Here is a 9452-nt window from a genome sequence, read left to right on the forward strand (position 1 = left end):
TTTATAAAAAGGAATCAATCTTTTTTTAAAAACTATAATTGAGTGATACTCCATAATTTGGTCTGGTATCAAACTCATTAAAATTTATTTTTGGTTTGAAAGAAAGATCATCTGTTATATTATATTGTTGTAAATGTGCAGTTACATTGGCATCTACAATATTTAGGAGATAAATCCCTACAGTAACTAATAATGATAACTCCTTATCACGTCGAAAACGTTCTTGCAACGATATTAATTGATCATTGGTTATGTTTGGAAACTCATCATCGGTAAAACCAGCGAGTCTACGTTTAAAAATATCACGAAAGCGATTATAGTTATTATTATTGTCAATATAAAAGTATACTCCTGTTCCTAATGCTGCGTATACGATAGGGACTTTCCAGTACTTTCCTGTATATGCTTGGCCTAACCCAGGGAGTACCGCAGAATAAAAAGCGGCTCTTGCGGGAGCTAAAGGTTCATATGGTCGAATCTTTCTCTCTCTCTTTTTCTTCTTCTTTTTTACAGGCACTTCTTCTGTAGTAACTTTTAATTCTTCATTTTCTTGAGCAAGAATATGTTGAACAGAAAGTAGTGCAAAAAAGATAATATAAAAGAATTTAATCTTCACTATTAATAAGTTTCTTTATGCGTTTAAAATCTTCTTCGGAAGAAAAAGGTATAATTAACTTTCCACTTCCTTTATTGGAAACTTTTACATCAATTTTTGCGCCAAAGTAATCAGAAAAATCTTTTACTCCTTTTGCAATATGTTTTGGTAATAAATTTGTTGCAGAACTACTATTTGCAGAAGAATTAGTACTATCTGTTTTTTCATTTAGAGATCGTACCATTTTTTCCGTATCACGTACAGATAGTGACTTTCCGATGATAGTTTCATAAATATCAAGTTGTTGTTGTTGATCATCAATATTTATGAGTGCTCGACCATGACCCATAGATATAAATCCGTCTCTCATTCCTGTTTGAACAATAGGATCTAATTTTAGAAGTCTAAGATAATTTGCAATAGTTGACCGTTTTTTACCCACTCTATCACTCAATTGTTCTTGAGTGAGGCTAATCTCATCTATAAGTCGCTGGTATGAAAGTGCAATTTCGATCGGATCTAAATCCTGGCGTTGAATATTTTCGACCAATGCCATTGTTAATGATTCCTGATCATTAGCAATACGAATATATGCAGGAATAGACTTTAATCCGGCTAATTTTGAAGCACGAAAACGACGCTCTCCACTAACTAGTTGATAATTGTTAAAATCTAATTTACGAACAGTAATAGGTTGAATTACACCGACCTCTTTTATAGAAGTAGCAAGCTCACGTAATGTTTCATCATTAAAACTAGTACGAGGTTGAAAAGGGTTAACATCGATACTTTCCAATTCTAACTCGATAATATTACCAACTACTTTATCAGCACCTTTATCTTCTACTGATTTTATATCATTATCAGGATCTTTTAACAGAGCTGATAATCCTCTTCCTAATGCTTGTTTTTTGGTTGCCTTCGCCATGAATCCTTAGCTGTTTTTCTTAATAATTTCCTGTGCCAAACTTAAATAATTACTAGCACCTTTACTAGAAGCATCATAATTAATTATACTTTCACCATAACTGGGTGCTTCACTCAAACGAATATTTCTCTGAATGATTGTTTTAAATACCATTTCATTAAAATGCTTTTGTACTTCTTCTACTACTTGATTGGATAGCCTTAACCTAGAATCATACATAGTAAGTAATAGTCCTTCTATATCTAAATTTTGATTATGAACTTTTTGCACACTTTTAATTGTATTCAAAAGCTTGCCCAATCCCTCTAAAGCAAAATATTCACATTGGATTGGTATCATTACAGAGTCTGCAGCAGTCAATGCATTTAGTGTCAATAAACCTAGAGATGGTGCACAATCAATAAGAATATAATCATATTGAGATTTTAATCCTTCAATGGCTTTTTTAAGCATATATTCTCTTGAATCTTTATCTACAAGTTCAATTTCTATGGCTACCAGATCAATATGTGCAGGTATGATATGCACATTTGGAGAACTGGTTTCCAAAATTGCTTCTTCTGGTTTGATAGTATGTTCCAGGATTTGATATGTTCCTTTTTCTATGGTATCCACATCCAATCCAAGTCCAGAAGTAGCATTCGCTTGGGGATCAGCATCGATTAATAATACTTTTTTCTCTAATACGCCTAGAGAGGCTGCTAAATTTACTGAGGTAGTAGTTTTACCTACACCACCTTTTTGATTGGCAATCGCTATAATTTTACCCATGAGGGGAGGTTTGGATTTAAGAGGTAAAAATACAATTTATTATATATTATAAAAATGAAAAATGTTAACAGTAGGATATAAAAAAGACCATCCCCCTTTGGAGATGGTCTAGTGTACTATTTTATTGTTAATAAAAACTTATTTATTCTTTTTTGAACGTATCATTGCCTCAAGTTGATCCCACATTTCTTCAGGGACCTGTTCAAGAAGATTAAATTGTCCAGCTCCTTTAATCCATTCTCCGCCATCAATGGTAATTACTTCCCCATTTACATAAGCAGAAAAATCTGACACCAAATATGCAGCAAGGTTAGCAAGTTCTTGATGCTCACCGGTACGACTTAATGGTACACGTTTTGAAAAATCTAATTTTTCTGCTAAATCTCCAGGAACTAATCTATCCCAAGCTCCTTTTGTAGGGAATGGCCCTGGAGCAATTGCATTAAAACGCATTCCGTATTTTGCCCACTCCACTGCTAATGATCGTGTCATAGCCAAGACTCCTGCTTTTGCGCTCGCACTTGGCACTACATAAGCAGAGCCAGTCCATGCATAAGTGGTTACAATATTAAGAACAGTAGTGTTTTTGTATTTGGTATCGATCCAATGTTTTCCAAAAGCTAATGTGCAGTTTTTGGTTCCCTTAAGCACAATATCAATTATAGTATCAAAAGCATTTGCCGATAGACGTTCTGTGGGAGATATAAAATTACCAGCGGCATTGTTAAGTAAGATGTCAATAGAACCAAAAGCTTCAATAGCTTGATCTCGCATTGCTTCAACCTCACTGTAATGACGAACATCACACTGTAAAGGTAAACAAGTACCTCCGGTTTCAGCTTCGAGTTCTTTAGCTGTATTTTGTAACTTCTCTATGTTACGAGAGGTTATAGCTACTTTTGCTCCAAGTTCAAGAAAATATTTGGTCATTGATTTCCCTAATCCACTACCACCACCAGTGACTACAATATTTTTACCTTCTAGCGCTCCATCGCGAAGCATTTTGTTTGTATAATTCATAATTTTTGTATCGATATTTTGCTAATATAACAAGTTATAGTTAAAAAACTATGCATGCATAGTTTTTTATTGCCTGTTTGAGTATTTAACAAAAATACTATTATTTATAAAGCTTGCAGTGATGTGTAGGTAAAAACATTTATTATTTGCAATTGTGCAACTTTCTATAAGGAGTGAAAATATATATGTTGATTAACAGAAGTAAATAACTTTTACCTATTTTTATAATGTGCTATCAACCAGTTTATTTGGAGAAAGAAATTATATTTTAAGTATCATAAGGAAAACAAAATGCTTTTGAAAAAACAAATACTGTTTAAGTTCTTACTATTAACCATTGTTGTTGGGAATTCTACTCACTCTTTTGGTCAATCAAAACCGAGATTAAATAAAATTTCAGGTTATGTAACATACAACGAATTTCCACTAGAATTGGTAAAGGTCGAAATAAAAGATAGTAAGGTGAAAACAACTACCAATAGGAAAGGATATTATCGTATTGAAGCGCCCGAAAAGGCTGTAATTCAATTTTCTTTTAAAGGTATGAAACCTGTTGAAGTTATTGTAGAAGACATTACGAAATACCTAAATATAGGAATGGTTGATGAAGTGAATGATCTGGAAACAGTAGTTATAAAGACAAATAATAAAAAGAATAAGTTTAGAGATGAGGATGAAGAAGACGATCAAAATATTGAAACTGCTTATGGAACCATTAATAAGAAAAGTGTTTCTTATGGTAAGATGAAAACTATCAAAAGTAATAGCCTTAATATTCAGGGGAGTGATTTAATTGAAACCTTAAGTGGTTTAATAAACTACCAAGGTGTAGAGTACGATAGTCGAAGGATTAAAAGAGTGAGGTTAGTTCCTAATTTATCTATTTCTAATCCAGAAGAAAGTCTGGCTATATGGGATATCGACGGAAGCATTTATGATGACCCACCTAATTTAAGAGTAGGGGAGATTGATAAAGTTACTGTAATTAGATCTGTATCAGGAACAACAAAATATGGAATGAGAGGATCTGGTGGAGTGATTGTGGTTAGAACAAAAGGAGCTAAGTTAAAAAAGAAAAAAGGAGGTAAAAATAAGGCTAATAAAAATATTTATGCAACGGGAAGTGTTCCTTATTCAACAATAAAATTGACTCCTTCTTATTTTTCGATATTAGATACAGTTACTAATGATAAGGAAGCTTATAAATCTTATAGTGCCTTAGCCGAAAAAAACAAAAACTCACCTAGTTTTTTTATGGATATGGCAAGGTATTTCAAAACAGAAAAACAACTGGATACACTTTCATTAAAAGTCCTTTCTGAAGCAGAGGTATTGTTTAAAGATGATCCAGAAGCATTAAAAGCTATCGCATATATTTATCAAGAACGTGGACTACATCAAAAAGCTATAGGTTTATATACAATGCTTATAGAATTAAGACCCTCTTATTCACAATCATTTAGAGATTTGGCTAATGCGTATGCGGCTAATAAAGAATACAAAAAGGCTTGGAATACATATTTACAATATTTACAGGCAGGTAATTATGTACTAGAAGACGGTATTGAAAAAATGGTACATAGTGAAATGTCATTCTTGTATTTGAAAAAAAAGAATGCTTCAGGAATTCGTGAAAATGCTGAGATTAAAAACTTAAACCTAGAGAATGCAGAAAGTGATATTCGAGTTGTTTTTGAATGGAATACTACAGAAGCTGAGTTTGCAATAGAATTTGTAGATCCAGAATCCCGTTCTTTTGCATTCGAACATTCTCAAGAAAAAAATAACGATCGTATTGTAGATGAAAAATTAAGAGGATACTCTTCAAATGAGTTTTATTTATATGATCTGGCAAAAGGAAATTGGTTTATTTATGAGGGGCAAAACCAAAAGTACAAACAATAAAAGGGCTTAACAAATGTTGAAATGTTCATTTATGTTAATTTGATATTCATTTTTAAAGCTCTAATAATATTATTTTCTTCAAAATGTTAATTTAGGTCTAAACATAGTGTNAATTTATGATTCGAAGAAATTATGCGAAATCTTTTGAGGGATTTAAAAATAGAATCTTATCAAAGATCACAGCAATGACCATTATTCAATATATCAATAGGTTTGAATTCAACAGAAATATAAACAACCTAAAAATTAATATATGAGGGGCAAAACCAAAAGTACAAACAATAAAAGGGCTTAACAAATGTTGAAATGTTCATTTATGTTAATTTGATATTCATTTTTAAAGCTCTAATAATATTATTTTCTTCAAAATGTTAATTTAGGTCTAAACATAGTGTCAATAAGGGCTTGTAAAGCTTCATTTAGACCTAAAACAATCCTAATTACACTTGAATCTACACCAAAAATTAGGTTTAATATTGCTATAAAACAAGGTTTCTCTTTTTTTGCTTTGTTTTCTTAGTGTTTATAAGGCTTAGACCTTAACTACATTAGCTATATTTTTTGCACTTTTGGTTTTATACGAATTTACTAACCTTTTTACTAACCTTTTTTTAGAGGTTTTTTCAATGATTTTTTTGTTACCCTTTTTCTTAATAGTTTTCCTAATACCTATAAGGGTTTAAAGTTTTTTTATTTACATGTAATTTTGCACTTTTCGTTATAGTGTTAAAATGTTACCCTTTTTTTGGGGAATTTTTAGTCATTTAAAAACATAAATAGATAGGTGTATTTTCCCATTATAGTAGGCTTCAGCTAGATAATTACAGCAGTTAAAATATTACGGTTTTAACGTAATAAAATATTGCAATATTTAACTATTTTAGCGCGGTTTCTAGTCTGAATATTTTTTAAAGTATTTTTGCGATAATAACTTTAAAAACTTTCAGAATGAGAACTAGATTTTATTTATTTATCGTATTAACAGTATTTACATTATCAATGCTAACAAGTTGTACTGATGATGATTTAGAGATATACCAAACTGATGGGGAAATACAAGGAATTGAGGACGGGGAAATCAGCGATGATGACATATAAAGTTATAGCATTTATCTTTGCTTTAACTATATTACTTTATTTACATGATATCATACCTAAAGGGATGGGGAAAATTGGAAAATCATCCCTTAGGGTATATCTATACGCCGTTAATTCAGAATTACGATTTTTATTGGTATGGTTCTTGGTCTATTGGTTAGCTAAAGGCAAATCATGGAGATTTGTTATTTGGCTTCCTATATTTATGACAACTTACCAACTACTAATCAGAGTCTTTTTACTACAAAAAACAGGATTCAATAACTTTAATATAAAATTTATTATTTCTGTATTATTATTTTTAGCTCTAGTCGTGTTTTTTTTCAAAAGGAAAGGAGTCGATAATAATGAAGGATAATAGCAAAGAGATACTAAAAGAGATTGATTTTTATATTGAAAACAAAGAGGCTTTTAGTAAAGAGGAAAGAAAGCTAATCAAAATAAGATTAAGAAATTCTTTAAAAAATTTAGGTGATTCTGTAGTTAAGCTTATAGATTTGGAAAATAATAGGTAGATAATAAGTTTTTAACAGCGTACTAATCAATATATTTAATAATCTTCTTCTTTCCCTTCTTCTTTTTTAACCATGTCATAATCTTCTTTTATATCATCCAAATCCAACCTAAGTTCGCCTAAACCCTTTATTACCATATTCATTTCCTTTTTTATATCCGTAAAAAAAGGAGAAATTGATTTCAATATTTTATTCGTTACTATGGCTTCTATTGTATTTTCTTCGCTTATAACAGATTGATTTGTAGATTCTTTAGTTTTCTTTATCATATTACCCTCTCCTAGCAACAACCACGAAGGGTCTAAATTTTTAAAAATAGTCAAAATACTAACTATTTTTTCTCCTCCAATCTCGCTAATTCCACCTTTTCCTTTGAAATTTGAAGGTGATATACCTGTTTTTTCAAAAAACATTTTCTTTGGAATACCTTGAAAATCAAGATATTGAAGCACTCTACTTTTTATGGGTGATAAAATTTTGTCCATTTTTTTAAAAAAGGTCTAAATTTAGACTATATTTGTTGAATAACATTGTAAAAGTATGAAAAAAACTGAAAAGGACGAATTAATTAAGTATTTCCAACGTGGAGATAAGCAATTAGTCTGCAAACTAGCTAATGTTGACAAGAGTATGTTTTTTAAATGGTACCATGGAGACGTAAAAACTACTTCTTTAGAATCATTTATTATAGCTCTATCTAAGAAACGTAAGGCTCATTTTGAAGAAGTTATTAACCAATTATAATTTCTAAATGAATTTCCAAAGGGGAGACATATTAGTAAAAAACAACTGTATTTGGATAAGCGAAAGGCTTCTAAATGATACATGTGTCGTTTCCGAGCTTTATTTACGTAAAGTTAAAACCAAATACAAACAATCTGTCCAACCTTGTCACCGTCATCATAACATTTTACCAGACACCGGAAAAAGCTGGAGATGGGCAAAGATTAACCATGATTACTATTACGATTTAAAAAGAATACCTAACAGGAAACCAGCAAATTACCGTGATCTGTTTGGTGATCCAGATACACTTATACAATCTTATAAATTGGCTATGAACAGTCAGGAAAGTAATTTACTTACTGCGGAATTCACAAGTTTTGTAGATGAGCGATACAAAAATCATCTGGAATATTACACTGATTGTACTACTGTACAGCGTACAGCACTAGCCAAAGCCTGTGCTGTTTTAGAGTTTACTATCAATTATAAAGAAAGCCTTGACTTAAAAGGGAATAAAATATATAGGGATATATGCGCTATTGTTGAGCAAAAGGACATGTGTTATCTCCCTAAGAACTATCGCAAGTTTAAAGAAAAGATTGATGCTTTAATTGAAGGTGCCAAGATAAGCGAAGTTATCAAATTACCAAGATCAGGTAATAACAATGCATTAATCTTTGATGACCCAGAACTGGAGGCAGCAGCTTTAAAGTTGCGTTCTTATAATGAGAACTTTACTAATGAATATATCATTCGTAAGATTCAGGATTNGGAATAAAATATATAGGGATATATGCGCTATTGTTGAGCAAAAGGACATGTGTTATCTCCCGAAGAACTACAGAAAGTTTAAAGAAAAGATTGACGCTTTAACCGAAGGTGCTGACATAAGCGAAGTTATCAAATTACCAAGATCAGGTAATAACAATGCATTAATCTTTGATGACCTAGAACTGGAGGCAGCAGCTTTAAAGTTGCGTTCTTATAATGAGAACTTTACTAATGAATATATCATTCGTAAGATTCAGGATTTATGCGCAATCAAAGGTCGCCGTGTTCCTGGTCGTCGTTGGTTTGGTCAAAAGGTATTTGAACAGCAAAAAACAAAATTCCTTACCGATTCCTTGCGTTTTGGTTTTAACAGTCGTAAAGCTTTTGAGAATACGGGATATATCCCTTTAGCCAATGCGTTATATGCTGGGGATTGCTGGCAAATTGATGCTACGCGTATGAACCTTATCGAGCATACCAAAGATGATAAATCCAAAGGGTTCTTATTTGTAATCGCGGTAAAGGATGTGCATAGCGGTGATATTCTAGGGTACTCTTTTGATTATTCAGAGAATCGATGGTCTGTTACCAATGCCTTAAAAATGGCAGTTGAAAACACTGNCGTATGAACCTTATCGAGCATACCAAAGATGATAAATCCAAAGGGTTCTTATTTGTAATCGCGGTAAAGGATGTGCATAGCGGTGATATTCTAGGGTACTCTTTTGATTATTCAGAGAATCGATGGTCTGTTACCAATGCCTTAAAAATGGCAGTTGAAAACACTGGTTATTTACCATATGAGATTGTTGCCGACCGTTTCCCTGGTCACAATACCAAGGAGGTAAAAGCACTTACTCATAACCTTAGTTTAATGGGGGTTAAAATGACAGTAACCCATAAAGCAACTGGTAAGCCACATGTAGAGCGAGGATTTGGTACTATTCAATCCGTATTCATGCAAGAAAGTAAGTACTATTATGGAGAGGGTATCCAATCTCGCCGAGCTTCAGCACACCGCAGTCCAGAATATTTAAAGGAAATACGTAAAGAATCCAGAAAAGAAGGTTTTGGACTTACAGAGGCCTATAACGAATCACAACATATCATAGAGGCGTTTAGA

General features: G+C 32.1%; 9 protein-coding genes and 2 pseudogenes. 6 read left to right on the forward strand and 5 right to left on the reverse strand.

Going from position 1 to position 9452, the window contains the following annotated elements:
- Positions 1-25: 25 nt before the first annotated feature.
- From FOF46_RS11860 to FOF46_RS11875, 4 genes are all read right to left on the reverse strand, one after another.
- Positions 26-616: a DUF5683 domain-containing protein gene (locus FOF46_RS11860; protein ID WP_235011011.1), complete on the reverse strand. Its 591-nt coding sequence runs from the start codon at positions 614-616 to the stop codon at positions 26-28.
- Positions 606-1523 carry a ParB/RepB/Spo0J family partition protein gene (locus FOF46_RS11865; RefSeq protein WP_109438148.1) on the reverse strand — a complete coding sequence of 306 codons (918 nt, stop codon included), beginning with the start codon at positions 1521-1523 and terminating at the stop codon, positions 606-608. The genes FOF46_RS11860 and FOF46_RS11865 overlap by 11 nt, the downstream gene beginning before the upstream one ends.
- Before the next feature lie 6 nt (positions 1524-1529).
- Positions 1530-2294, reverse strand: coding sequence for a ParA family protein (locus FOF46_RS11870; RefSeq protein ID WP_143916592.1), 765 nt, complete (start codon positions 2292-2294; stop codon positions 1530-1532).
- A gap of 138 nt (positions 2295-2432) precedes the next feature.
- The gene (locus FOF46_RS11875) at positions 2433-3314 is read right to left on the reverse strand and encodes an SDR family oxidoreductase (protein ID WP_109438150.1); all 882 of its coding nucleotides are present in this window, start codon (positions 3312-3314) and stop codon (positions 2433-2435) included.
- 297 nt (positions 3315-3611) lie between these two features.
- Between FOF46_RS11875 and FOF46_RS11880 the strand changes: the two genes are divergently transcribed.
- The 4 genes and pseudogenes from FOF46_RS11880 to FOF46_RS31510 all read left to right on the forward strand — a co-directional run bounded on the left by FOF46_RS11880 (position 3612) and on the right by FOF46_RS31510 (position 6832).
- Positions 3612-5219: a carboxypeptidase-like regulatory domain-containing protein gene (locus tag FOF46_RS11880; RefSeq protein WP_167571811.1), complete on the forward strand. Its 1608-nt coding sequence runs from the start codon at positions 3612-3614 to the stop codon at positions 5217-5219.
- A gap of 113 nt (positions 5220-5332) precedes the next feature.
- Positions 5333-5476: pseudogene (locus FOF46_RS11885) on the forward strand (IS982 family transposase); the annotation flags it as partial.
- Positions 5477-6167: 691 nt separating this feature from the next.
- A complete protein-coding gene (locus tag FOF46_RS31505) occupies positions 6168-6317 on the forward strand; it encodes a hypothetical protein (RefSeq protein WP_167571812.1) in 150 nt (49 codons plus the stop codon).
- Between the two features lie 347 nt (positions 6318-6664).
- A complete protein-coding gene (locus tag FOF46_RS31510; RefSeq protein ID WP_167571813.1) occupies positions 6665-6832 on the forward strand; it encodes a hypothetical protein in 168 nt (55 codons plus the stop codon).
- 35 nt (positions 6833-6867) lie between these two features.
- On the opposite strand, the gene FOF46_RS11890 is transcribed toward FOF46_RS31510, so the two are convergent.
- Positions 6868-7317: a hypothetical protein gene (locus tag FOF46_RS11890; protein WP_143916594.1), complete on the reverse strand. Its 450-nt coding sequence runs from the start codon at positions 7315-7317 to the stop codon at positions 6868-6870.
- Between the two features lie 55 nt (positions 7318-7372).
- Here FOF46_RS11890 and FOF46_RS11895 point away from each other — a divergent pair, with 55 nt between their 5' ends.
- Together FOF46_RS11895 and FOF46_RS11910 are read left to right on the forward strand one after the other, a co-directional pair.
- Complete coding sequence (locus tag FOF46_RS11895) at positions 7373-7576, forward strand: hypothetical protein (RefSeq protein WP_143916595.1); 204 nt, start codon at positions 7373-7375, stop codon at positions 7574-7576.
- 1378 nt (positions 7577-8954) lie between these two features.
- Positions 8955-9452, forward strand: a pseudogene (locus FOF46_RS11910) (DDE-type integrase/transposase/recombinase); the annotation flags it as partial.

This window comes from Aquimarina algiphila, from assembly GCF_007489275.1.
GTDB classification, from domain to species: domain Bacteria; phylum Bacteroidota; class Bacteroidia; order Flavobacteriales; family Flavobacteriaceae; genus Aquimarina; species Aquimarina algiphila.